Here is a 217-nt window from a genome sequence, read left to right on the forward strand (position 1 = left end):
AAGATCGTAAACCTCTCACTCCAGGCTGGCCATGTCCCCTCTGCCCTAAAAACCGCTGTCATCAAACCTCGTCTCAAAAAACCCTCCCTTGACCCGGGAGTCCTGGCCAACTACAGACCCATTTCCAACCTTCCTTTTCTATCAACGGTGCTGGAAAAACGAGTTGCTGCTCAGCTCCAGGACCACCTAAACTCCAACAAGCTATTTGAGAAATTCC

Annotated in this window: 1 protein-coding gene; it reads left to right on the forward strand. The window is 50.2% G+C overall.

What is annotated here, in order from left to right:
* Positions 1–217, forward strand: a 217-nt coding sequence (locus ACM615_RS23920) for a hypothetical protein (RefSeq protein WP_431012631.1), incomplete at both ends; no start/stop codon positions are given.

This window comes from Rahnella sp. PAMC25617 (assembly GCF_050606005.1).
Lineage (GTDB): Bacteria > Pseudomonadota > Gammaproteobacteria > Enterobacterales > Enterobacteriaceae > Rahnella > Rahnella variigena.